The sequence below is a fragment of the Actinomyces procaprae genome, assembly GCF_004798665.1.
Lineage (GTDB): Bacteria > Actinomycetota > Actinomycetes > Actinomycetales > Actinomycetaceae > Actinomyces > Actinomyces procaprae.
In genome coordinates, this window is record NZ_CP039292.1 from 1,628,091 (window position 1) to 1,651,362 (window position 23,272).

A 23,272-nucleotide genomic window follows, 5' to 3' on the forward strand; every position below is an offset into this window, starting at 1 on the left:
CACCGGGGACGCAGAGGATACCAGTGGCCTACGGGGCCGGTCGGCGGGGCAGGCGGTTCGCAATCATGTCGACCAGGGCATCTGCGACCTCCTGCTTGGCGCCGCTGGCGCGCCCCACCTCCCGGCCATCGGCGTCGAGCACGACGACCGTGTTGGGAACATCACCGAAGCCCTTCGTGGTGCCGACGGCGTTGACCGCCAGCAGGTCGGCGCCCTTGCGGCGGGCCTTGGCGGCACCGTGGGCCAGCACGTCGCCGTCCGCATCGCCCGTCTCGGCTGCGAAGCCGACAATCAACGCGCGTCCGCCGTCGGCCCGGGGCGGGTCGGTGACCAGGCCCGCCAGCACGTCGGGGTTCTCCACCAGGGCGAGCACGGGGCCGTCGGGGGTCTCCTGCCGCTGCCCCTCCGGCGCTTGGGCGAGCGGGTGCTTCTTCAGCTTGAAGTCGGCGACGGCGGCAGGGCGGAAGTCGGCGACGGCGGCCGCCATGACCACCGCGTCGGCGTCGACGGCGGCGCTGCGCACGGCGTCGCGCAGCTCGAGGGCGGTGCTTACGGGGACCACCGTGATCTGCTTCGGCAGCTCGGCCAGCACCAGGGAGTCGACATGCGCGGACACGAGGGTGATGCGGGCGCCTCGCGCGGCGGCGGCGCGGGCGATGGCGGCCCCCTGCCGGCCCGAGGAGCGGTTGCCGAGGAAGCGCACTGGGTCCAGCGGCTCCCTGGTGCCGCCGGCGGACACCACCACGTGACGCCCGGCCAGGTCGTCCTTGAAGTCGGCTGCGGGGGCCTCATCCAGCAGCTGCAGGGCGCGGGCGACGATGCGCTCGGGCGCGGGCAGGCGCCCGGCCCCGTACCCGGAACCGGTCAGCGGGCCCGAATCGGGTTCGATGACCACCACGCCGCGGCGGCGCAGCGTGGCCACGTTCTCGCGCGTGGCGGGGTGATTCCACATCTGGGTGTGCATCGCCGGTGCCATGGCCACTGGGGCGGTGGTGGTCAGCAGGGTGGCGGTGAGCAGGTCATCCGCCCGGCCGGCGGCCGCGCGCGCCAGCAGGTCCGCGGAGGCGGGTGCCACCAGCACCAGCTCGGCCCACTCCCCCGTGTCCACATGCGCCACGGCGGCGGGGTCCTCGAAGACCCCGGACTGCACCGGGGAGCCGGTGACGGCGGCCAGCGCCGGCGCGCCGATGAAGCGCAGGGCGGCGGCGGTGGGCACGGTGCGCACCTCGTGGCCGGCCGCGCGCAGCAGGCGGATCACCGAGGGCGCCTTATAGGCGGCGATGGAGCCGGATACGCCCACAACGATGCGGCGCGCCCGGAACGCGCGTGCGTCCCGGGCGCCGCCGGTGTCAGTGCTCACGATGACTTGTGCCGGGTCGGAAGCGGTCAGAACTGGATGTCATCCAGCCCGGTGGCGGTATCGGTCTCATCCTGGCCGCCGAAGTCCAGTGGAGCGTCCAGGGAGATGTCGGAGAACATGTCTGCCTCAGCGGCGCGGCGGGCCTCCTCGGCCTCGGCACGACGGGCGCGGGCCTCATCGCCGGGGATGACCTGCAGCTTGCCCTCGGCTACCTCACGCAGGGCGACGCTCAGGGCCTTCTCCTCGGCCTCGGCCTCAACCAGGGGGCCGAAGTACTCGAACTGGTTGTCCTCCAGCTGCTGGGTGTAGCTGTTGATCTGACGGGCGCGCTTGGCGGCCTCCACCACGAGCCCGTACTTGGAGTCGACCTTCTCCAGAAGGTCGTCAATGGGAGGGTTGGTGATTCCCTCGGGGTCGGCGGAGGTTCCGAGCATGTGCTTGTCTCCCAATGTGTTCTGCTGCCTGTTCCGGGTGATTCGAGTAGTGATCTGGCCGGGTGCGGGAACGCCCCGGGCGCCACTCGCACCGCGAGTCACAGAGTCTATCCCTTTAGGCCGAGTACGTCCTCCAACTCATCCGTGGCACGTGCCACGGAGTCATTGACGATGATGCGGTCGAACTCGTCGGCGGCAGCAAGCTCGATCCTGGCAGTGGCCAGCCGCCGCTCACGTTCGGCCTCAGACTCCGTGCCGCGGCCGAGCAGCCGGGAGACGAGCTCCTCCCAGCTCGGCGGCGCGATGAAGACCAGCTGTGCCTCCGGCATGGCGGCACGCACCTGGCGGGCGCCGTCCAAGTCGATCTCCAGCAGCGCGGGGCGGCCCGCCTCAAGCTGCTCCTGCACCGGGATGCGGGGGGTGCCATAGCGGTGGGTCCCGTGCACCAGGGCCCACTCCAGCATGTCCCCGGCGAGCACGAGCCGGTCGAACTCCGCATCCGACACGAAGTGGTAGTGGACGCCGTCACGCTCACCGGGACGGGGCGCGCGGGTAGTCGCGGAGACGGACACGAACAGATCGGGGTGGCGGCGTCGTAGCTCGGTGACGAGTGTGCCCTTCCCCACGGCGGTCGGCCCGGCGATCACGGTGAGTCGGGCGGGAGGCACCTGGACTGCGGTCATGCCCCCATCATGCCCTGCCGGCCGGTATCAGCCGAAACGGCGCACAAGCTCGGCGCGCTGGCGGGGCCCGAGCCCGCGCACGCGCCTGCTGGCGGCGATACCGACCTCCTGGGCCAGCGCCCGCGCACCCACGGCTCCCACGCGGGGCAGGGACCGCAGCAGGTCCAGCACGCGCATCTTGGCCAGCGCCTCATCGCTCTGCGCGGCCTCCAGCAGCGCGGAGACGGTCAGTGTGCCGCGTTTGAGCTCGACCTTGGCTCGGGCGCGGCGGTCCCGCGCAGCGGCGGCCTTGTCAAGCGCGGCCGCCCGTTGTCCGGGCGTCAGTTCAGGGATCGTCATGGTGTTCCTCCGTTGGCGGCGGGGAGCTGTGCCGTGGCCAGGCTATGCCCGTGCAGTGCCACGGTGCACGCCCCGCGTGGCGCGCCGGGTGACGACCCGGCGCCGCCGACGCCGGAACCGTTGCCGAAGACGGGCGGGTGGGCCGTTCAGGGGCGCAGGGCGGCCTCGGCGGCGGCCGCTGCCCTCCCGCAGGCCGCCCGCAGGTCCTTTACGGTGGGCCCGGCCTTCAGCACGCCTCGGGAAGTGGAGGCGAGCACATTGGCGCGGGCGGGTCCGAAGACCGCCTGCAACTCGGGCGCGCCGGCGCCCTGCGCTCCCACGCCGGGCGCAAGCAACGGGCCGCCCGCGGCCAGCAGGTCCAGGTCCAACTCGCGCACGGCGTCACCCACGGTGGCGCCGACCACCAGGCCCACGCTGCCGAGCTCACCGGCGGCACGAGCGGCCGCGTTGGAGGCGGCCGCGCCGGCGACCACCTCGGCGGCCACCGCCCGCCCCGAGGCGGTGCGGGCGTGCTGCACGGCCGCACCCTCCGGGTTGGAGGTCAGCGCGAGCACGAACACGCCCCGCCCGGTCGCCGCGGCAGCTTGAAGCGCGGGTGTCAGCGAGCCGAACCCCAGGTACGGCGAGAGGGTGATGGCGTCCGCCGCCAGCGGGGCGTCGTCGGCCAGGTAGGCCTGGGCGTAGCCGCCCATGGTGGAGCCGATGTCGCCGCGCTTGACGTCCAGGATGGCGAGCGTGCCCGCCTGCCGCAGGGCCGCCAGCGTCTCCTCCAGCACGGCGACGCCGGCCGAGCCGTGCCGCTCGAAGAATGCGGACTGCGGCTTGACTGCCGCCACCCGCCCGCCCAGCGCCTCAACCACCCGCAGGGAGAACTCCCGCAGGCCGGCCGGAGTGTCCGGCAGGCCCCAGGCGTCCAGCAGGGCCGCGTGCGGGTCGATGCCCACGCACAGCGGGCCGTTGGCGTCCATCGCGGCCGCCAGTCTGGCACCGAAGGGAGGGACGTCCCGCCGGGCGCGCCCTGCCGGGGCGGGCACCGGGCTCATGCGCGGACCTCCGCCGCCCCGGAGCCACCGCGGCGGGCGCGCCGGTCCGCGTCGTGCTGCTGCAGGCTGCGCACGCCCATCGGGCCGGCCAGTTGCGCCTCCAGTGCCTGCACCGCCGCCTGTAGCTCCTGCACGGTGGTGATGATGGGCTTGTCCGCGCTGGTGGTGGCGGCGCGGATGGAGTAGCCGTCGGCACGTGCGCCCTGCCCCTTGGGAGTGTTGATGACCATGTCGATGGCGCCGGACTCGATCAATCCGACGATGGTCTGCTCGCCGTGCTCACCGCGGCCCTCGCTGACCTTGCGGACCGGAGTGGCCGGGATGCCGTTCCGGCGCAGTACCTGGGCGGTGCCGGCGGTGGCGTAGATGGTGAACCCGAGCTCGGCCAGACGCGCCACGGGCAGCACGATCGCGCGCTTGTCGCGGTCAGCCACAGACACGAACAGCGCGCCCTCGCTGGGCAGGCCGCCGTAGGCGCCCGCCTGCGACTTGGAGAATGCGCGGGGGAAGTCGACGTCGTAGCCCATCACCTCACCTGTTGACCGCATCTCCGGACCGAGCACCGTGTCCACCACGCGCCCGGCGGGCGTGCGGAAGCGCTTGAACGGAAGCACCGCCTCCTTGACCGCAATCGGGTCGAACGCGTCGGAGACGGAGGCGTCATGGGCGGGCAGGTGGCCGGAGTCCTTCAAGGAGGCGATGGACTGGCCGGCCATCAGCAGGGCGGCCGCCTTGGCCAGCTGCACACCGGTCGCCTTGGAGACGAATGGAACCGTGCGCGAGGCACGCGGGTTGGCCTCGATTACGTACAGGGTGTCGGAGACCAGCGCGTACTGGATATTGATCAGGCCGCGCACGCCCACGCCTGCGGCGATCGCCTCGGTGGAGCGCCGGATGCGGGCGATCTCCGTGTCCGAGAGCGTCATGGGCGGCAGCACGCAGGCGGAGTCGCCGGAGTGGATGCCGGCCTCCTCGATGTGCTCCATGACACCGCCGAGGAACAGCTCCTCGCCGTCGTACAGGGCGTCGACGTCGATCTCAATGGCGTCGTCGAGGAAGCGGTCGATCAGCAGCGGGCCGTTGGCGTAGGCGCCCCCGGCCTCCGCGGAGGCGCGCTCGAGGTAGTCCACCAGGCCGTCACGGTCGTAGACGATCTCCATGCCGCGCCCGCCCAGCACGTAGCTGGGGCGCACCAGCACCGGGAAGCCGATCGCGCCGGCCACGGCCAGGGTCTGCTCGTCGCTCAGGGCGGTGCCGTGGGCGGGGGCCGGCAGCCCGGCCCGCTCCAGGACGACGCCGAATACCTCCCGGTCCTCGGCGGCGTCGATGGCCTCCGGGGTGGTGCCCAGGATCGGTACGCCCGCCGCCTTCAGCCGGGCCGCCAGCGACAGGGGGGTCTGACCGCCGAGCTGGACGATCATGCCGGCCACCGGGCCGGCCGCCAGCTCCGCCTCGTACACCTCCATCACGTCCTCGAAGGTCAGCGGCTCGAAGTACAGGCGGTCAGAGATGTCGTAGTCGGTGGACACGGTCTCCGGGTTGCAGTTGACCATGACGGTGTCGTAGCGCTCGGACAGGGCCATGGTGGCGTGCACGCAGGAGTAGTCGAACTCGATGCCCTGGCCGATCCGGTTGGGGCCGGCGCCGAGAATGATGACGGCCTCGCGCTCACGCGGGGCCACCTCGGTCTCCTGCTCGTAGGTGGAGTACAGGTAGGGGGTGTCGGCGGCGAACTCGGCGGCGCAGGTGTCCACCGTCTTGTACACCGGCCGCAGCCCGAAGGCGTGCCGCACCTCGCGCACCGTGTCCTCGCCGATGCCGCGCAAGGACGCGATCTGGGCGTCCGAGAACCCGTTGCGCTTGGCACGCCGCAGCAGTTCCGCGGTAAGTGCGGGCGCGTTCCGGAGGGACCGGGCGACCTCCTCCAGCAGGAACATCTGGTCCAGGAACCACGGGTCGATGGCGGTGGCATCGAACAGCTGCTCCATGGTGGCGCCGCCCCGGATGGCCTGCTGCAAGTCCACGAGGCGGTGCTCGGTGGGGGTGCGCAGCGACTCGATGAGTCCGGGCAGCTCCTCCCGGGTTGGGGCCGGGCCGTCCCAGTGGAAGACCGAGCCGGCCTTGTCGATGGACCGCATGGCCTTCTGCAGCGCCTCGGTGTAGCAGCGCCCCAGGGCCATGGCCTCGCCCACGGACTTCATGGTGGTGGTCAGGGTCGGGTCGGCACCGCGGAACTTCTCGAAGGCGAAGCGCGGCACCTTGACCACCACGTAGTCGACCGCCGGCTCGAAGGACGCCGGAGTGGAGCCGGTGATGTCATTGGGGATCTCATCCAGCGTGTAGCCGATGGCCAGGCGGGCCGCGATCTTCGCGATGGGGAATCCGGTGGCCTTGGAGGCCAGTGCGGAGGAGCGGGACACGCGCGGGTTCATCTCGATGACGATGACGCGCCCGGTCTCCGGGTGGACGGCGAACTGGATGTTGCAGCCTCCGGTGTCCACGCCGACCTCCCGGATCACGGCGATGGCGATGTCCCGCAGCTTCTGCAGCTCCCGGTCGGTCAGGGTCAGGGCCGGGGCGATCGTGATGGAGTCACCTGTGTGCACGCCCACGGGGTCGACGTTCTCGATGGAGCAGACCATCACGCAGTTGTCTACGCGGTCGCGCATGACCTCCAGCTCGATCTCCTTCCAGCCGAGGATCGACTCCTCCAGGAGCACCTCGGTGGTGCGGGAGTCGGCCAGGCCCTGCCCGGCGATGCGCTCGAGGTCCTCGGCGTTGTAGGCGAACCCGGAGCCGAGCCCACCCATGGTGAAGGAGGGCCGCACCACGACGGGATAGCCGCCCAGTGCCTCCACGCCGGCGTGGCACTCGTCCATGGTGTGGGCGATGACGCTGCGGGCCACCTCGGCGCCGCAGCGCTCAACCACGCGCTTGAACTCCTCGCGGTCCTCGCCTGCGTTGATCGCCTCGGCGCGGGCCCCGATGAGCTCCACCCCGTACTTGTCCAGGACGCCGGACTCCACCAGGCTCATGGCGGTGTTCAGGGCGGTCTGCCCGCCGAGCGTGGGCAGGAGGGCATCAGGACGCTCCTTGGCGATAATCGCCTCCACGACCTCGGGGGTGATCGGCTCGACGTAGGTGGCGTCGGCCATGTCCGGGTCGGTCATGATCGTGGCCGGGTTGGAGTTGACCAGGATGACGCGGATCCCCTCGGCGCGCAGCACGCGGCATGCCTGGGTGCCGGAGTAGTCGAACTCGCAGGCCTGGCCGATCACGATCGGCCCGGAGCCGATCACCAGCACGGAGGAGATATCGGTACGGCGGGGCATCAGGCGTTCTCCTCGGGGGTGTTGGGGACGTTGGCCAAGTCGGCGCCGGGGGCGTTGGCGGAGACGCGGTGCTCGTGCATCATGCGGATGAAGCGGTCGAACAGGTGCTCGCCGTCGTGCGGGCCGGCGGCGGCCTCGGGATGGAACTGGACGGAGAAGGCCGGCAGGTCCAGGGCGCGCAGCCCCTCGACCACGCCGTCGTTCAGACCCAGGTAGCTGACCTCGACGCGCCCGTACCGGCCGGAGTCGAAGGGCGCCGTGGCGGGACCTTCGGTGGGGGCGTCGACGGCGAAGCCGTGGTTGTGGGAGGTGATCTCCACCCGGCCCGTGGCCCGATCCAGCACCGGCTGGTTCACCCCGCGATGACCGTAGTCGAGCTTGTAGGTCCCGAAGCCCAGCGCCCGGCCGAAGATCTGATTGCCCAGGCAGATGCCGAAGAAGGGAATGCGTGCGTCCAGGATGCCGCGCAGGAGCCCCACCTCGGTGTCTGCGGTCCCGGGGTCTCCGGGGCCGTTGGAGAAGAAGACGCCGTCCGGCCTCAGGGCGAGCACCTCCTCCAGGGTCGTGGACTGCGGCAGTACGTGCACACGCACGCCCCGCTCGGCCAGCTGCCAGGGGGTGCGGGCCTTGATACCCAGGTCGATCGCGGCGACGACGGCGACCGGCTCCCGGCCGGTGAACTCGCCGCCGGGCTCCACCACGTAGGCCTCGGTGGTGGTGACTTCGGCGGCCAGTGCCTGGCCGGCCATGGCCGGCGCGGCCCGCACGGCCTCCAGGCACTGTGCGACAACGGCCGCGGACGGGTCCGCATAGGGATGCTCGGCGACGTCGTCGGGCAGGGCGGTGCCGGAGAAGATGCCGGCGCGCATGGCGCCCCTCTCCCGCAGGTGGCGGGTCAGGGCACGGGTGTCCACGTCACAGATGCCGACGACGCCACTGGTGACCAGCTCCGCCTCCAGCTCCCGCCGGGCCCGCCAGGATGAGGCCCGGCGGGCGGGGTCGCGCACCACGAAGCCCGCGACCCAGATGCGGTCCGACTCGCCGTCCTCGTCATTGACGCCCGTGTTGCCGATGTGCGGGGAGGTCATCACCACGATCTGCCGGTGGTATGAGGGGTCGGTGAGGGTCTCCTGGTAGCCGGTCATGCCGGTGTTGAAGACGACCTCGGCGACCGTGGAGCCGGTGGCGCCGTAGGAGCGGCCCACCAGCGTGTAGCCGTCCTCCAGGACAAGCAGTGCGGGGGTGCGCTCAACGGGCGCGCCGGCGGGCAGGGCCGGGCTGGTGAAGCCGCCGTATGCCGTTGCGGCCGTGGTGCTGGGGGCGCTCATGCGTTCTCCTTCTGCTCGATCTCCTCGGTGCCTCGCTCGACGGGACGCCCGGCCAGGACTGTGGCCCGACCGTGTAGGAAGGTGGCCATGACCTGTCCGGGCAGTTCCATGCCGGCGTAGGGGGTGTTGGTGGAGCGGGTCCACTGGGCCGCGGGGTCCACCACGCGACGCACGCTCGGATCGACCACCGCCAGGTTGGCGGGCTCGCCGACTACCAGCGGACGACCCTGGTCGTGCAGGCGGCCGATGCGGGCGGGGGCCTCAGACAGCACCCGGGCGACGTCCCGCCAGGTCATGCGGCCCGGCTCGACCATGGTGGCGATGATGATCGGCAGTGCGGTCTCCAGCCCGGTCATGCCGAAGGCGCCGGCCTGCCACTCGCAGTCCTTGGACTCGCGCGGGTGCGGGGCGTGATCGGTGCCGACCACGTCGATGGTGCCGTCGGCCAGTGCCGCCCGGACGGCCTCCACGTCCTCGGCGGTGCGCAGCGGCGGGTTCACCTTGTACAGCGGGGAGTAGGTGCGTGCCTTCTCGTCGGTGAGCAGCAGGTGGTGGGGGGTGGCCTCGGCGGTGACGTCGATGCCGCGGGCCTTGGCCCAGCGGATGATCTCGACGCTGCCGGCGGTGGACAGGTGGCATACGTGCAGGCGGGACCCGACGTGCCCCGCCAGCAGGACGTCGCGGGCGATGATCGACTCCTCGGCGACGGCGGGCCAGCCGGCCAGGCCGAGCTCGGCGGAGACGCGGCCCTCGTGCATCTGGGAGCCCTCCGTCAGGCGGGGGTCCTGGGAGTGCTGCGCGATCACGCCGTCGAAGGACTTGGCGTACTCCAGGGCGCGGCGCATGAGCACCGGGTCGGATACGCAGTGCCCGTCGTCGGAGAAGACGCGCACCCGTGCGGCGGAGTGGGCCATGGCGCCCATCTGGGACAGGTGCTCGCCCTGCAGCCCCTCGGAGACGGCGCCGACGGGGTGAACGTCCACCCAGCCGGCCTCGTTGCCCAGGCGCAGCACCTGCTCGACCACGCCGGCGTTGTCCTGCACGGGGGTGGTGTTGGCCATGGCGAACACGGCGGTGTAGCCGCCGACGGCGGCGGCGCGGGTGCCGGTGTAGACGGTTTCGGCGCTCTCTCCGCCGGGCTGGCGCAGGTGGGTGTGGATGTCCACGAGCCCGGGCAGCAGCACCAGGCCGGCCAGGTCGTCGTGGCGGTGGGCGTCGGCGGGGGCCTGGGCGACGGCGTCGGGGCCGATGGCGGCGATGGTTTCGTCGATGACGAGGATGTCGGTGGGGTCCTCGCCGTAGGGGCGGACCCCGGGCAGGAGGTGGGCGGTCACAGCTGGTTCCCTTCTTCGGCGAGGAGCAGGTACAGGGCGGCCATGCGCACGGAGACGCCGTTGCCGACCTGCTCGACCACGCGCGAGCGGGGGTCGTCGGCGGCGTCGGCGGTGATCTCCAGGCCGCGGTTCATGGGTCCGGGGTGCATGACGATGGCGTGCTCGGGCATGGCGGCGCGGCGCACCGCACCGAGCCCGTAGCCGCGGGAGTACTCCCCGGGGCTGGGGAAGTAACCGCCGCCGGCGGCGCTCATGCGCTCGCGCTGCACGCGCAGCATCATCACGGCGTCGGGCTCGACGGCGGTGATGGCGGCGTCGAAGTCGTAGGACACGTCGCAGGGCCAGTCATCCATGCCCACCGGCAGCAGGGTGGGTGGGGCCACCAGGGTGACGTGGGCGCCCAGGGTGGTGAGCAGGTCGACGTTCGAGCGGGCCACGCGCGAGTGCAGCACGTCGCCGACGATGATGACGCGGGCGCCTTCAAGGTCACGGCCGTGGGGGGCGGGGCCGCCGTCGCCGGCGCGGGCGGAACCGGAGGCCGGCCCGCCGGGGGTGTACCAGCGACGCAGGGTCATGGCGTCCAGCAGCGCCTGAGTGGGGTGCTGGTGGGTGCCGTCGCCGGCGTTGAGCACGGGCACGTCGATCCAGCCGGCGTGGGCCAGCAGGTGGGCGGCGCCGCAGGCGGAGTGACGCACCACCACGGCGTCGGCGCCCATGGCCATGATGGTCTGGGCGGTGTCCTTCAGCGACTCCCCCTTGGATACGGAGGAGCCCTTGGCCGGAGAAGTTGATGACGTCGGCGCTCAGCCGCTTGGCGGCGGCCTCGAAGGACAGCCGGGTGCGGGTGGAGTCCTCGAAGAAGAGGTTCACCACGGTCTTGCCGCGCAGAGTGGGCAGCTTCTTGACGGCGTGACGCTGGGTGGCGGCCATGGCCTCGGCGGTGTCGAGCACCATCACCGCCTCGTCGTGGGACAGGTCCTTGGCGGACAGCAGGTGCTTCATCGGGTGGCCTCCTGGGTCGCAGCATCGACGATGGTGACGGCGTCGGCGGCGGCGCCGAGCTCGGTCAGGGACACGACCACCTTCTCGTTGCGGGAGGTGGGTAGGTTCTTGCCCACGTAGTCGGCGCGGATGGGCAGCTCGCGGTGGCCGCGGTCCACCAGCACGGCCAGTTGCACGGCGTCGGCGCGGCCGATGGCTCCCAGGGCGTCCAGGGCGGCGCGGATCGTGCGGCCGGAGAAGAGGACGTCGTCGACCAGGATGACGGTGCGGCCCTCGAGGCTCTCCCCCGGGATGCGGGTGGGCTGGGGCACGCGGATCGGGTGGCGGCCGAGGTCGTCGCGGTACATGGTGATGTCCAGGGTGCCGACCGGTGGGGCGCCGGCGGGGTCGTCGGCCTCCTTGGCGGCGACCTCCAGGGCTGCGGCCAGGCGCTGGGCCAGCGGGACTCCCCCGGAGGGAATGCCGAGGAGCACCAGATTGCTGCTGCCGCGATTGCGCTCGAGGATCTCGTGGGCGATGCGGACGAGGGAGCGCTGGATCTCGGCGGCGCCGAGGATCTGCTTCCCGGTGGACTGTGCTGCGGCCACGGTGCGTGGACCTCCTTCTCCGCCTCACTGGACGGGCTTCAAGGATGTCGTTCGGAGCGATGTTAGCGCAGCACCTGGGCAAGTGTGAGCGGCGTCCGCCCGGTGAGCACGCGGACGTCGTCGGTGACGGCGGCCAGCTCTCCGGAGGCGATGGCGGTGTACGTGGACACCCAGGCGTCCAGCTGCCAGTCGGGCACGCCGTAGCTGCGCCGGGAGGCGTAGGCCTCCTCCAGGCTCTGGTCCCGGTAGACGGTGGGGCGGCCGGTGACGGCCGTGATGGTGGCCGCCGCCTCGGCCAGGGTGAAGGCCTCGGGCCCGGTGAGTTCGTAGGTCGCGCCGTCGTGGCTGGTGTCACCGGACGCGGCGGCGGCCAGGATGGCGGCGGCGCTGCGGGCCACGTCTGCGCGCGCGACCGCGGCGACGCGTCCGGAGCCCGCCGGGCCGGCGATGACGCCGTCGACGGCCAGATCGGGGATGAAGTCGGCGTAGAAGGAGTCGCGCAGGAAGGTGAAGGCCATGCCGGACTGGCGCAGGTGCTCCTCCGTGGCCTGGTGGGTGCGGGCCAGGGTGAAGGCGGCGTCGGGGGATGCGGCGAGGAAGCTGGTGTAGACGACGTGCCGTACCCCGGCGGCGCACGCCGCGTCGATGAAGGTCTTGTGCTGCTCGAGGCGGTCGGCGCTCTCGGCCGCGGAGACCATGAACAGCAGGTCGACTCCCTGCAGGGCCTGCGCGGCGGCGTCGGCCTGGCCGTAGGAGGCGACGGCGACATCGTCGGCCCAGGCCGGGGCCTTCGCCGGGTTACGCACGAGGAGGCGCTGGTGCAGGTCGGCGTCGTGCAGCAGCTCGGCGACACGGCCACCGACCTTGCCGGTGGCACCGGTGACGGCGATCGTGAGCGGGCGGGCGGAGGAAGAAGCGAGGGGTGGGCCGGGGGTGGTGCTCATGGCACCTGTCTACCCCACTCCCGACGAGAACATCCGCGACAACATGCCGACGGTTCGACGCCAGCGGAGCACCTCGGCCAGCGTGAGTGGTGTACGCCCGGGCGGGCACTCATCGGACTGTGCCCCAACGTTGCGGCGAGCTTCCAGAGTGAACAGGCAACGAACGAGGACCACCGTTAATCGGCGCTTCCGCTTTGGGGGTGTGGGGTGGTTTTGGTGGGCCGATCCTGGGCGTAGGCCGCAGTGGATGTTCCAGGTTCGGCGGGAGTGGTGCTGGCCGTGCTGGTGCCGGTGGCTCGTTCGCGACCGTGGGTGCACTGCCTGTGCGGCCTCGGGCTGTTCCCGCTGCCGTGTTCCCAAGTGCCGGGAGCCGGACCTGTGCGCGGGTGGGCCCGGCGACGAGCGCGCCGCACGCTCAGTTGTGGCGCTGTTTTAGGGATTTGGCGGAATCATGCGGAAAACACCTCAGTCGGTGAACGGTGCGGTCGGCTCCTACGTGCGCCGACCCCTGCGGCGCACGTGGGAGCCGACCGGCCTCTTTCGACCCAAAACCAAGAATGTTGAAATATCGGGCAAAACTCGCTGTCCGGTCAGGGCGGTGAGATGGCTGAGCGTGCGCCGCCCCCGGGGGCGTCCACCCGACCGGACCCTAACCACCCGCCAACCATCCACCGCCCAACGCCAACGCCACCCGCGCCTGCCCACCCGCACTCCCCGAGCCCCACTCTCAAACCGGAAGAGCCCGTTAATCGCCGCTCTTGTACTGCTTTCCTGACCTCGGCCTCCTCGATCTGGTTCAAATTCCGCCCCTGGCGGTCCTTCCATGCGCCTTTCCCATTCAGAGACGCTCCGCCCACGAAGCAGGCAGCGCCAGACGGGCTGTTAAAGAGCAGATCATTAGTGGCTCTTCCGGTTTGTGGGTGTGGTGGTTGGGGTCGGGGCTGCGGTGGGGGTGGTCGTTGCCGGGTTGGTGAGGTTGTTGTCGGTGGGTGGTGCTGGCTTGCGCTGATTCGTCGGGGCCGCTGGGATCATCTGGGTGCTGGACTGGGACTGCCGCCATTGACGGCGCGCGGCGGCGGTCTTGGTGCCCCACTTGACGGGCCCCCGGGCGCAGGCGTGAGCGCTCGGGGTGCGGGCCTGGCGTGTTCGCCCGCGCGCACCGGATGACGGTTCGGCACTTCGCGTGACGGTTCGGCACTTGGCGTGACGGTTCGGCACTTCGCGTGACGGTTCGGCACTTGGCACCAACGCTTCGGCACTTCGCCTGACGGTTCGGCACTTCGCGTGACGGTTCGGCACTTGGCACCAACGCTTCGGCACTTCCGGCGACGCTACGTACCCCTACCGTACGAACCGTCGCACGACGGTACGAATCGCCGACCAGAACATACGAACCCTCAGGCAAAGGTACGAACCGTCGCGTCAACACACAAACCCCCAGCCCAACACACCCTCAAACCGGAAGAGCCACTATGACAGTTCCGCCGCGCCTGCGGGTCGGAGCCTCAGTTCCCCTCTAGTACGGCGCGGGCGGTGACCTCGTCGGTGACCAGCGCGGAGAGGTAGCCGCCGCGCAGGGCCGCGCGGATCGCGGTCACCTTCTCCTCGCCCGCGGCCACGCCGACGACGAAGGGAATCCCCTTGAGGCGCTCGGGCTCCATGCACAGGGTGCGCTCGCACAGCGCCGTGGGCACGTGGCGCCCCTCGGCGTCCAGGTGGTGCCCGCACACGTGTGCAACCGCGCCGCGCCGGCGGCACTCGCGCACCACCTGCGGCGTCATCCACTTGCGCAGCAGCGGGCTGGTGGACTCCCCCACCGCGCCGATGCCCGTCAGGGCGACGTCGCTGCGGGCGGCCAGCTCCAGCGTGGTGGCGACCTGGTCCTCCTGGCGCACGGCGCGCGCCAGGTTCAGCGAGTCGAAGACCAGCGGCACGGTCAGCGACCGGTAGCGGCCGCCCAGCCGCATGGCCAGGTTGCGGCACACGTCGGCGCCGTCGCCGAGGTCGTAGGACTCCCCCGCCGAGCCGATCATCGCCACCGCCGTCGAGGTGGGCCAGGTGCGCTCTGGCATCTGATGCACGACGGCGGCCACGGCCCGCCCGTTGGACACTGCGATCACCGACCGCGGGCCGCAGTGCTCAAGCAGCAGCTCCGCCGCGGCCCGGGCGACGTCGGGGGTGACGCCGGGAACGAGCGGACGGGACACCTCGGTGACGCGCGCCTGCTTGAGGCCGAAGGTTGAGGTGAGCTCCTCCTCCAGCGCCATCAGCCGTTCGATGGGATGCGCGACCGTCACCTGGACGATCCCGACCCGGCGGGCCTCGGTCAGCTTGCGTGAGACCGTGGAGCGCGAGTAGCCCAGGCGCTCGGCGATCTCCTCCTGACTGAGGTCCCTGTCCCAGTACAGGTGGGCGATGTCCAGCAGCAGCCGCGCGTGTTCACGATCCAGGTTGGCGCACATAATTGCATCTTACAGCCGGATAACCCGGTTTTGGCGACAAGTTGGCGCATACCATCAGGTTACAAGGACCACCTTCCCTAAGGAATGGATGCACGGATGTGCAGTACGTGCCCTTGGGGGCGGCGTCGTCCCGCCTTAGCGTGGAACCACCGCGGCGGTGAGAGGCGGTGGTGACAGCCACCTCTCGCCGGCACCTGCCGGAACACATGCCGCCCGGTGTGCAGTACACCGCTCATCCGTTCGAAGGAGAACCCCCATGGCAATCGTCCGCACCACACACGGCGACGTCGACCCGTCCACGCTCGGCGTCGTCAACGCCCACGACCACCTCATCCGCGTCGGCGCCGGCGAGGTCTACATCGACCCCGACCACCTCCTGGACGACGAGGACAAGGCGGTCGAGGAGGCCGGCTACTTCGTCGACGCCTCCAAGCGCTTCGCCCCCACCGCCACCATCGTGGACATGTGCCCGGCATCCTCCGGCCGCGGCGTGCTCAAGCTCAAGCGCGTCGTCGAGCGTGTCCCCGACCTGCAGGTCATTCAGGCCACCGGCTTCCACCAGCAGAAGGTCTACCTCGAGTGGCGCCAGTCCTGGGTCAACCAGTACACCGTCAACGAGATCGCCGACCTGCTGATCGCCGACATCGTCGAGGGAGTGGACGCGGGCGACTACATGGGACCGCTGGTCAAGCGCACCGACGTGCGCGCCGGCGTCATCAAGTGGGCCACCGCCTACGGCAAGATCACCGACTGGGAGGTCAAGACCGGTAAGGCCGTCGCCATCGCCTCCAAGGAGACCGGCGCGCCCGTCAACACCCACGTCACCGCCGGCACCTGCGGTCCCGAGCAGGCCCGCTTCCTGATCGAGCAGGGCGTGGCCCCGGAGAAGATCGCCATCGGGCACATCCAGCGCAACTGGGACCCGTGGATCCAGGAGCAGATCACCAAGCTCGGCGCCTACGTGGAGCTGGACGGCACCAACCGCATCAAGTACGTGCCGGACAACGCCCGCGTGAACCTCATCAAGGTGCTCGGTGAGAAGGGCTACGGCAAGCAGATCCTGCTCGGCACCGACTCGGGCAAGGCCTCCTACCAGAAGGCCTACGGCTCGGTCTCCGGGATCGACTACGACCCGGCCGTGTTCTGCCCGCGCCTGATCGACGACGAGGGCTTCGACCCCGACTACGTCCAGGACCTGCTGGTGAACAACGCCGCGACCTTCTTCGCCTTCGAGCCCCTGGCCGGCTGAGCGAGGCGAGTTGAAATGAGCGAACCCCGCAACACACCCAGGCTCCAGATCGCCCTGGACACCCTGGACCAGCCCAGCGCGCTGGGCCCCCTGCAGCAGGCGGCGCCGTACGTCGACGTCATCGAGTGCGGCACCATCCTGATCCTGTGCGAGGGCTACCACGCGGTGCGCAACATTCGCGCCCTGTTCCCGGACAAGCAGATCCTCGCCGACGTGCGCATCGCGGAGGCCGGCGCCAAGATCGCCCGCCTCGCCTTCGAGGCCGGCGCCGACCTGGTCTCCTGCGTGGCCGGCGCCTCCATGACCACCATCGAGCAGGTCTGCAAGGTCGCCGCCGAGTTCGACGGCGAGGTACAGGTAGAGCTGGCCGACGAGTGGTATGACCCGGAGCGGGCCCGCGCCTGGCGCGCCGCCGGCGTCCAGCACGTCATCGTCAAGCGGTCCCGCGACCGCGAGGCCGCCGGCGACCTGTCCTGGAAGGCCGAGGACATGGACCGGGTCGATGAGCTGGCAGGCATGGGCTTCACGGTCACCGTCACCGGCGGCATCAACGTGGCGGACCTGCCGGCCTTCGCGGGCCGCAGAGTCGGCATCGTCATCGCCGGCCGCTCGATCGTCGGCGCCGACGATCCGGCCGCCGCCGCATCTGGCCTGCGCGACGCCATCGACGAGGTGTGGTCATGAGCGTGACCTCCCTCGACGACGGTATCCGCCTGGGCATCTACGAGAAGGCCCTGGTCGGCAACCCGCTGGCCACCCCCGACGACTGGGCGAGCTTCCTCGCCCAGGTGCCGCAGGCCGGCTACTCCTTCCTGGACCTGTCCGTGGACGAGTCCCCGGAGCGGGAGGCCCGCCTACAGTGGGGGCCACGCCAGTGCCGCATGGTGCGTGAGGCCGCCGAGTCGGTCGGCACCGGCATCGGCGGGGTGTGCCTGTCGGTGCACCGGCGCATCGGCCCGGGCTCGGCCGATCCCGAGGTGCGGCGTCGGGCCCGCGAGGTCATGGCCCGCGGCCTGGAACTGTGCCATGAGCTGGGAGCCCCCGTGATCCAGATCGCCGGCTATTACGCCTACTACGAGGACCCCCACCCGGACGCCGAACGCTGGTACGGCGAGCTGCTGGCCGACGCCGTCCCCCTGGCCTCTCGCCTCGGGGTGGTGATGGGGATCGAGAACGTCGACGGCACCGACGTGACCTCGATCCGCAAGGCCATGGAGTTCGTCGACGCCGTCGGCTCCCCCTACCTGCAGGTCTACCCCGACCTCGGCAACATCGCCGAGCAGGGGCTGGACCCCGCCGTCGAGCTCGGCGCCGGCCGCGGGCACATGGTGGCCATGCACGCCAAGGACGTGCGCCGCGGCGAGCCCCGAAGGGTGGAAATGGGAACCGGCATCGTCGACTGGGACAAGTCCTTCCAGCTGCTCGCCGCCCAGCACTGGACCGGCAGGCTCATGATTGAGATGTGGAACGACGACGCGCCCGACTCCGTCGCCCGTTGCGTGGCCGCGCGCGAGTTCATTGAGGGCAAGGCCGCCGGCGCCGGCATCGCCATCCAGCAGCCCTGAGCGCCTCCAGGCGACTCGCGACGCGAGCCGCACGCGGCACAACGCCGTCATCCCCTGACCATCTTCGACTACCCCTGCGGCTGCAGCCAGAAAGGCAGCCGTGCCGCCGCACTCGCGGCTGAACCCAGCCAACCAGAAGGACCCGAACAATGACGTACGACCTGACCACCATCGGTGAGGGGCAGATCCGCCTCACCTGTGAGCGTGGCGAGCGGCTGTCCACAGCCCGCTCGCTGCGCATGACCGCCGCCGGCTCCGAAGCCAACGTTGCCGGACTGCTCAGCGAGCTCGGCCGCTCCACCGCCTGGGCGTCGAAGCTGCCCAAGGGCGAGCTGGCCGACCGCATCGCCCTGGAGTACTCCGCCGTCGGCGTGGATATCCGCCACACCGTCATGACGGAGGAGGGCCGGGTGGCCCTGTACTTCCTGGAGCCGGGCGAGTTCCCGCTGCCGGGCAAGGTCACTTACGACCGGCTGCACACGCCCTTCCGCACCATCACGCCGGAGGAATTCGACTGGGATGCCCTGCTGGACACCCGCGTCGTCTTCCTGACCGGTATTACCGCCGCGCTCACGCCCGAGACCGCGAGGGTCGTGCGCTACTTCGCCGACGCCGCCGTCGAGCGGGGCGTGGACGTCGCCCTGGACGTCAACTTCCGCTCCCTGCTGTGGAGCGGCGAGCAGGCGCGCCGGACGCTCGAGCCGATCGCCCGAGAGTCCTCGATCCTGTTCTGCTCGCGCACCGACGCCCGCGTGGTGTTCGGCATCGACAAGCCGGGCGTATCGGCCTGCCGGGCGCTGCGCGAGGAGATGGGCGTGCCCACGGTGGTCTCCACCGATGGGCGCGCCGGGACCTACCTGTCGACGGCGGACAAGGACCGTGCCTTCGAGATCCACTCGGTGCCGGTGATCGACCGGCCGGGCGCGGGCGACTCCTTCGTCGCCGGCACCCTGCACGGCTGGCTCGACGACGACGTCGAGAAGGGCATCCAAATGGGCACGAAGGTCGCCCAGATCGCGCTGACGCACCACGGCGACCTGACCCATGTGCGCCCCGGCGAGCTGCAGACCCTGCAGAGCTCGGACATCGTCCGCTGAGCACCTCACCGCCGCCGCGGATACGGCGGCAACCTCAAGACTCTCAGATTCGGAACAAGCATGAGTACACAAGCAGTGGCGCATAGCGCGCCGTCGGGGCGCAGCGCCCCGGAACAGATCGACAACCATCGCCTTACCGGCCACCAGAAGTCCCTGATCGGCATGGCGATCGTGGGCAACGTGTCGGAGTTCTTCGACATGTTCCTGATCGGATTCATCGTCAACCTCCTCATTGAGACGCCGGGCTGGAACCTGACCGGCTTCCACTCCGGCGTGATCCTTGCCGGCGCCGGCCTGGGCACCGTCCTCGGGTCGGTGACCTGGGGGCGGCTCGCGGACGTGTTCGGCCGCAAGCACGCCTTCATCTGGTGCATCGTCGTCCTGGTGGTCTTCACGGCCGCGTCCGCCTTCACACCGGTGAACGGCTGGATCCTGCTGACGATCCTGCGCACCGGCGTGGGCTTCGGCGTCGGCGGCCTGAACATCACCTCCGTGCCCTTCGTCCAGGAATTCGTGCCCGCCAAGCAGCGCGGGCTGTTGGCGGGCCTGACCAGTGTGTTCATTCCTGCCGGCATCTTCCTGGGTGGGCTGGTGACCAAGTACTTCGGTGATGCGCTCGGCTGGCGCGGCCTGATCGCCGTCGGCTGCGTCCCGATCGTGCTGCTCGCCTGGGCCCGCATCATCCCGGAGTCGCCCCGGTTCCTGCAGTCGCGCGGCCGTGAGCGGGAGGCGAAGGAGGCCTATGCCTGGGCGATGGAGATCCCGGTGGAGCAGGTCGCGGAACTGCCGGAGCTGCCGCAGAAGTCCTCCGCCTCCTACGGGGTGATCTTCTCCAAGTACCCCAAGCAGCTGCTGGTGGTCGCCGTCGGCTCCTTCTGCTTCATCATGGGCTCCTTCACGGTGCAATCCTGGGGGCAGACGCTGCTGGGGCAGTCATTCAAGTTCCCCGCGGGCACGGTGGCGACGCTGTTCATGTTCGTCTCGCTCGGGGACCTGCTGGGCCGCCTCGGCTCGGCGTGGATCTCCGACAAGATCGGGCGGCGCTGGACCATGTTCGGTTGCGGCATGATCGGTGCCATTGGCGCCCTGGTCGCGGCCTTCTCCACCCGGATGGTCTCCTCCGGCGGGGAGATCGGGAACGCCGGCTACGTGTTCTTCGCCGGCATCTTCATCGTGATGATGTTCGGCGACGGCGCCTTCGGCATCCTCAACGCCTTCGGCGGCGAGCAGTTCCCCACCGAGGCACGTTCCACCGGGCTGGGTCTGGGCTACGGGATCGGCGCCATCGCCAAGGTGGTGGGACCGTACTTCGTTGGCGCGCTGGTCGGTTCCTCCGAGCTCAGCCCAGAGGTGGTGTTCCTGCCATTCATCATCTTCGCGGTGCTGCTGTTCCTGGGTGGCGTGGTCTACCTGTTCGCCCGTGAGACCAAGGGCGCCTCGCTTGAGGACATCTGAGCACCTCACGCTGCCGGCGGCGGCGCGCCGCCGCCGTCGGCACTGACCACAGCCAGAACGCCGTCGCCCCCGGATCTAAGTGATCCCGGGGGCGACGGCGTTCTGGCTGGTTGTCAACGACGTACGAGTGCCGCCGCACGCCGTCAGTGTTGGCCGTAGACGTTCTGGTAGCGGTCGTTGAGCCGGTCGATCATCCCCTGCTCAATCGGCACCGGCTCGCCACCCTGACGCGCGATATGCACGGTACGCGCCACCTCCTCACACATCGCCGCGGCCTTCACCGCCGCCCGCGCATCAGCCCCGATCGTGAACGGGCCGTGATTCGCCATCAACACCGCCGGCGACCGCGACCCCGACAAGGTCTCCACAATCCCCCGCCCAATCGAATCATCCCCAATCAGGGCAAACGGACCCACCGGAATCTCACCCCCGAACTCATCGGCCATCATCGTCAGCACACACGGCACCGGCTCCCGCCGCGCCGCCCACGCCGTCGCATACGTCGAGTGCGTGTGCACCACCCCACCCACATGCCCCATATGCCGGTACACATACGCATGCGCCGCCGTATCCGACGACGGCGTGAGCGAGGCCGGCGTGCCGTCCTCGATCTTGTCCCCATCCAGCGTGCACACCACCATGTTGTCCGCCGCCAGCTCCTCATACGCCACCCCCGACGGCTTAATCACGAACAACCCCGTATCCTCCACACTCCCATCCGCACGCGTCACCACCACCCGCTCAGACACATTCCCAGCCGTCCACACCACCAGACCCCACCGAACCAGCTCCCCATGCAAACGCGCCACCCGCTCACGCGCACCAGCCACCGCCTCACGCACATCCACATCCAAATCAGCCAACACAATCCGCTCGGTCTTCTCAGCCATGAGAGCACTCCTTCGTGACGGGCCGGCCCGCTGCCGGCCAACTTGTATCGTCATGGCAATCGTGCCCACCGCGGGGCAAACAGTCACCGCCCCCACCGCACGTTCGTGCATGGTGGGGGCGGTGTCGTTTCCTGCGGATTCGAAGCGCTGCAAGTGCCGATCGCAATACGTAGCCGAGCGGTCAGCGTGCTCGATTCTCAGCGCAGCGTGTCGGCGAGGTCTCCGATACGGCCCAGCAGGCCATTGAGGAAGCGGGGTGACTCGTCGGTGGAGAGCATGCGGGAGAGCGTGATCGCCTCGTCGACGGCAACCGGCGCGTCCACGTCGTCGTTCCAGACGATCTCCCAAGTGGCCAGGCGGGCGATGGCCCGGTCCGTGGCGGGCATGCGGCTCAGCACCCAGCCGTGGGAGTAGGTCTCGATGGTCTCGTCGATCTCCGCGAGGTGATCGGCGACGCCCGCCAGGGCCGTGCGCGTGTACGCGGGTGCCTCAGTCTGGTTGGCGGAGCGCAGCGCCCGCTCAGCGGCGAGCTCCCGCAGCATCTGCGCACCGGAGTCGCCGCGCAGCATGCCGCGCTGGTCCGCCTCGAACAGGACCTCCACGGCTCGCCTGCGTGCCTTGGTGCGCGCGGTGATCGGGTACTTGGGGTGCTGGTCCGACGCGGACTCGGCGTCGTCGAAAGACACTGGATCCGCGTCGGCCTCGGGCACCACCGGCATGGATTCGGTCATCGGCGGTCAGTCGGTGACGCGGGAGATGTATGACCGGGAGCGGGTGTCAACCTTCACCTTGTCGCCGATGTTCAGGAACAGCGGGACCTGGATCTCGGCACCGGTCTCCAGGGTGGCGGGCTTGGTGCCGGCGGAGGAGCGGTCGCCCTGCAGGCCGGGCTCGGTGTGGGAGACGGTCAGCACGACGGCGGCCGGCAGCTCCACGAACAGCACCGTGTCCTCGTGGAAGGCGACGATCACGTCCTGTCCCTCGAGCATGAGGTCGGCGGCCTGCCCGACCACGTCGGCCGACACGTACGTCTGCTCGTAGGTCTTGACGTCCATGAAGACGAAGTCGTCGCCGTCCTTGTAGGAGAACTGCATGTCGCGGCGGTCAACGGTGGCGGTCTCCACCTTCAGGCCGGCGTTGAAGGTCTTGTCCACAGTCTTGCCGGAAAGGACGTTCTTGATCTTGGTGCGCACGAAGGCGGGGCCCTTGCCCGGCTTGACGTGCTGGAACTCGACCACCTGCCACAGCTGGCCCTCCAGGTTCAGCACCATGCCGTTCTTCAGGTCGTTCGTCGTTGCCACGTGCGGTTCCTATCTCGCTAGAGGATTGTTGGAAGTCTCAGACTGCCTAAGCCTACCGCCATCATCCAGCCACTCCCCCGGGCGCCGGCTGTCATGCCGGTCACGGCCTTCGCACCGGCGCTCCGCCATATCGGGCTGTTCCGGTTTGGGGGTGTGGTGTCTCGGGCTGCGGCAGGAGTGCTGCCGATGTCCTGGGACATGGCGTGGGGTGGGGTGGCGTGGGGTGTCTGCTGCGCCGGTTGGACGTTAACAACGCTACTTAACGTTCTGCTGTATGGCCCGGAGCCCTTCAGCAGACGGTTAACTGGCGTTGTTAACCCCGAAGTGGCGTAGCAGACGGCGAAGTGGCGTAGTAGACCGGGAGGTGGCGCAGCAGGCGGTCCCGCTCCTGGGCGCCGGAGCCGTCGGCAGCCAAGCGCAGCCAGGCCAGGCGTTCTGGCGTGGTGAGCCGGCGCCGTGGAGGTTCAACCCGCGTCCTCGAGCACTCCGCCCGGCCGCGGCGAAGACGCCCCTGCCGGGCCGAGGACGCCCTCGCCGGCCCGAGCACGACCTCGCCGGCCCGAGCACGACCTCGCCGGCCCGACGACGTCCTCGGCGGCCCGAAAACGTCCTTGTGCGCCCGACAACGACCTGCGCCGGTCGAGCACGTCCTCGTAAGCCCCAAACCCTCCCGAACGTGGAGGGTTTGGGGATGAAGAGGACGTTCTCGACAAACCAGCACCCACCGAGCACGACCCCACCAGCCCCACACCGACGTCATCCGCCCCAACCACGACCACCGCGAACAACGCAACCCGGACCGAAGCCACCACGCCGGAAGCACCACACCCTCAAACCGGAAGAGCCGTTATATCGACCGACCTCGGC

The 23,272-nt window shown here is 70.2% G+C and carries 20 protein-coding genes and 1 pseudogene; 5 read left to right on the forward strand and 16 right to left on the reverse strand.

What is annotated here, in order from left to right:
- Positions 1-28 precede the first annotated feature (28 nt).
- The 13 genes and pseudogenes from coaBC to E4J16_RS06560 form a co-directional block, all read right to left on the reverse strand.
- A complete protein-coding gene (gene coaBC / locus E4J16_RS06500; protein WP_420809340.1) occupies positions 29-1,363 on the reverse strand; it encodes a bifunctional phosphopantothenoylcysteine decarboxylase/phosphopantothenate--cysteine ligase CoaBC in 1,335 nt (444 codons plus the stop codon).
- 23 nt (positions 1,364-1,386) lie between these two features.
- Positions 1,387-1,794: a DNA-directed RNA polymerase subunit omega gene (gene rpoZ / locus E4J16_RS06505; protein ID WP_136193020.1), complete on the reverse strand. Its 408-nt coding sequence runs from the start codon at positions 1,792-1,794 to the stop codon at positions 1,387-1,389.
- A gap of 107 nt (positions 1,795-1,901) precedes the next feature.
- Entirely contained in the window at positions 1,902-2,477 is a 576-nt protein-coding gene (gene gmk / locus E4J16_RS06510; RefSeq protein WP_136193019.1) for a guanylate kinase, read from the reverse strand.
- Between the two features lie 27 nt (positions 2,478-2,504).
- The gene (gene mihF, locus E4J16_RS06515) at positions 2,505-2,816 is read right to left on the reverse strand and encodes an integration host factor, actinobacterial type (protein ID WP_136313564.1); all 312 of its coding nucleotides are present in this window, start codon (positions 2,814-2,816) and stop codon (positions 2,505-2,507) included.
- Positions 2,817-2,962: 146 nt separating this feature from the next.
- A complete protein-coding gene (gene pyrF / locus E4J16_RS06520; RefSeq protein WP_136313565.1) occupies positions 2,963-3,859 on the reverse strand; it encodes an orotidine-5'-phosphate decarboxylase in 897 nt (298 codons plus the stop codon).
- Entirely contained in the window at positions 3,856-7,191 is a 3,336-nt protein-coding gene (gene carB / locus E4J16_RS06525; RefSeq protein WP_136313566.1) for a carbamoyl-phosphate synthase large subunit, read from the reverse strand. The genes pyrF and carB overlap by 4 nt, the downstream gene beginning before the upstream one ends.
- A complete protein-coding gene (carA, locus tag E4J16_RS06530) occupies positions 7,191-8,519 on the reverse strand; it encodes a glutamine-hydrolyzing carbamoyl-phosphate synthase small subunit (RefSeq protein ID WP_136193015.1) in 1,329 nt (442 codons plus the stop codon). The genes carB and carA overlap by 1 nt, the downstream gene beginning before the upstream one ends.
- On the reverse strand, positions 8,516-9,853 hold the full coding sequence (locus E4J16_RS06535) for a dihydroorotase (RefSeq protein ID WP_136313567.1): 1,338 nt from the start codon (positions 9,851-9,853) through the stop codon (positions 8,516-8,518). The genes carA and E4J16_RS06535 overlap by 4 nt, the downstream gene beginning before the upstream one ends.
- Positions 9,850-10,855 (reverse strand): annotated as a pseudogene (locus tag E4J16_RS06540) (aspartate carbamoyltransferase catalytic subunit). The gene E4J16_RS06535 and the pseudogene E4J16_RS06540 overlap by 4 nt, the downstream one beginning before the upstream one ends.
- Positions 10,852-11,442, reverse strand: a complete 591-nt coding sequence (pyrR, locus tag E4J16_RS06545; protein ID WP_136193012.1) for a bifunctional pyr operon transcriptional regulator/uracil phosphoribosyltransferase PyrR — start codon at positions 11,440-11,442, stop codon at positions 10,852-10,854. Before pyrR ends, E4J16_RS06540 begins: the two are co-directional and overlap by 4 nt.
- Positions 11,443-11,504: 62 nt before the next feature.
- On the reverse strand, positions 11,505-12,386 hold the full coding sequence (locus E4J16_RS06550) for an SDR family oxidoreductase (protein ID WP_136313568.1): 882 nt from the start codon (positions 12,384-12,386) through the stop codon (positions 11,505-11,507).
- A gap of 590 nt (positions 12,387-12,976) precedes the next feature.
- Entirely contained in the window at positions 12,977-13,396 is a 420-nt protein-coding gene (locus tag E4J16_RS16215) for a DUF4357 domain-containing protein (protein WP_204520015.1), read from the reverse strand.
- A gap of 495 nt (positions 13,397-13,891) precedes the next feature.
- Complete coding sequence (locus E4J16_RS06560; RefSeq protein WP_136194394.1) at positions 13,892-14,848, reverse strand: sugar-binding transcriptional regulator; 957 nt, start codon at positions 14,846-14,848, stop codon at positions 13,892-13,894.
- A 256-nt stretch (positions 14,849-15,104) separates the two neighbouring features.
- Here E4J16_RS06560 and E4J16_RS06565 point away from each other — a divergent pair, with 256 nt between their 5' ends.
- From E4J16_RS06565 to E4J16_RS06585, 5 genes are all read left to right on the forward strand, one after another.
- Positions 15,105-16,097, forward strand: coding sequence for a phosphotriesterase family protein (locus E4J16_RS06565; RefSeq protein ID WP_136194393.1), 993 nt, complete (start codon positions 15,105-15,107; stop codon positions 16,095-16,097).
- Positions 16,098-16,112: 15 nt separating this feature from the next.
- Positions 16,113-16,781 (forward strand): orotidine 5'-phosphate decarboxylase / HUMPS family protein, encoded by a 669-nt coding sequence (locus E4J16_RS06570; protein ID WP_136313569.1) that lies wholly within the window; start codon positions 16,113-16,115, stop codon positions 16,779-16,781.
- The gene (locus E4J16_RS06575; RefSeq protein ID WP_136313570.1) at positions 16,778-17,662 is read left to right on the forward strand and encodes an L-ribulose-5-phosphate 3-epimerase; all 885 of its coding nucleotides are present in this window, start codon (positions 16,778-16,780) and stop codon (positions 17,660-17,662) included. Before E4J16_RS06570 ends, E4J16_RS06575 begins: the two co-directional genes overlap by 4 nt.
- A 149-nt stretch (positions 17,663-17,811) precedes the next feature.
- The gene (locus tag E4J16_RS06580) at positions 17,812-18,759 is read left to right on the forward strand and encodes a sugar kinase (RefSeq protein ID WP_136194390.1); all 948 of its coding nucleotides are present in this window, start codon (positions 17,812-17,814) and stop codon (positions 18,757-18,759) included.
- 60 nt (positions 18,760-18,819) lie between these two features.
- A complete protein-coding gene (locus tag E4J16_RS06585; RefSeq protein ID WP_136194389.1) occupies positions 18,820-20,214 on the forward strand; it encodes an MFS transporter in 1,395 nt (464 codons plus the stop codon).
- A 143-nt stretch (positions 20,215-20,357) separates the two neighbouring features.
- Here the strand turns inward: E4J16_RS06585 and E4J16_RS06590 are convergent, their stop codons facing one another.
- The 3 genes from E4J16_RS06590 to efp all read right to left on the reverse strand — a co-directional run bounded on the left by E4J16_RS06590 (position 20,358) and on the right by efp (position 22,405).
- A complete protein-coding gene (locus E4J16_RS06590) occupies positions 20,358-21,104 on the reverse strand; it encodes an L-ribulose-5-phosphate 4-epimerase (protein ID WP_136313571.1) in 747 nt (248 codons plus the stop codon).
- Between the two features lie 197 nt (positions 21,105-21,301).
- Positions 21,302-21,835 carry a transcription antitermination factor NusB gene (nusB, locus tag E4J16_RS06595; RefSeq protein WP_136313572.1) on the reverse strand — a complete coding sequence of 178 codons (534 nt, stop codon included), beginning with the start codon at positions 21,833-21,835 and terminating at the stop codon, positions 21,302-21,304.
- Between the two features lie 6 nt (positions 21,836-21,841).
- On the reverse strand, positions 21,842-22,405 hold the full coding sequence (efp, locus tag E4J16_RS06600; protein WP_136194386.1) for an elongation factor P: 564 nt from the start codon (positions 22,403-22,405) through the stop codon (positions 21,842-21,844).
- Positions 22,406-23,272 lie beyond the last annotated feature (867 nt).